Consider the following 997-nt stretch of genomic DNA (forward strand, 5'->3'; position numbering starts at 1 on the left):
CTCGGCAAGCCGCGAGACGTCCTGACCGAGGTCGCGAACCTCCCGCCACACCCGTGTGCCGGGGCCAGCGTGCGGGAGCATCGCAGAATGGAACTTCTCCGCGCCCTGGCGCGACGCGCGCCACTGGAAGAACCCGATCACGTCGGCGCCACGGGCCAGGTGAGCCAATGAGTTCCGGGCCATCTCCCCGGCCCGCTTGGCCACGTTGCGGGGCTGCCAGTTGATCGCAGACGTAGAGTGCTCCATCAGGATCCACGGGCGCCCGCCCGCCACCGAGCGAGTCAGATCGGCCGCGAGCGCCAGGCCGACGTGCCCACGCTCGTCCGCGGCCGTGAGGTAATGGTCGTTCGAGACGATGTCGACCTCTCGCGCCCACGCCCACAGGTCGGTGGTGGGACACACGTTCGCCATGAAGTTCGTGGTGATCGGCTGCCGGGCGTGTGCACGGATGGCGTCGCGCTCGGCGATGTAACAGGCCCGCAGCTGATGGTCGGTGAACCGGGCGAAGTCGAGCCGCTGCGCCGGGTTCGCCACGGACGGGGTCGCAGCAGGGGCTCCGACATGCTCCCAGTCGGAGTACACCTGGCCCCAGAAGGCCGTCCCCCACGCTACGTTGAGCGCATCGAGTGACTCGTACCGCTCCTTCAGCCACGCTCGGAACGCCGTGACGGCGGCCTCGGAGTAGTCCTCCCCGACGGGCGCGCCGTACTCGTTATGCACGTGCCACATGACGACGCCGGGGTGGTCGGCGTACCGGTCGGCGAGCGCCGAGGCGACCCGCACCGCCGCGGCCCGGTAGGCAGGCGAGCTCGGCGAGGCCATGCCGCGGGAGCCGAAGCCGAGGGTCGTACCGTCCCGGGTGACGACGCGGGCCTCGGGATGGGCGGCGAAGAACCACGCCGGCGGGGAGGCGGTGGGGGTCGCGAGGTCGACGGCGATGCCATTGCCGTGCAGCAGGTCGAGGAGATCGTCGAGCCACGTGAAGTCGTACTCGCCT

The 997-nt window shown here is 70.6% G+C and carries 1 protein-coding gene; it reads right to left on the reverse strand.

From position 1 onward, the window contains the following. Positions 1–997 (reverse strand): beta-galactosidase (locus tag ELR45_RS37370; RefSeq protein WP_205856330.1); only part of this gene is annotated, 997 nt, incomplete at both ends.

This window comes from Phytoactinopolyspora endophytica (genome assembly GCF_004138495.1).
Taxonomy (GTDB): domain Bacteria; phylum Actinomycetota; class Actinomycetes; order Jiangellales; family Jiangellaceae; genus Phytoactinopolyspora; species Phytoactinopolyspora endophytica.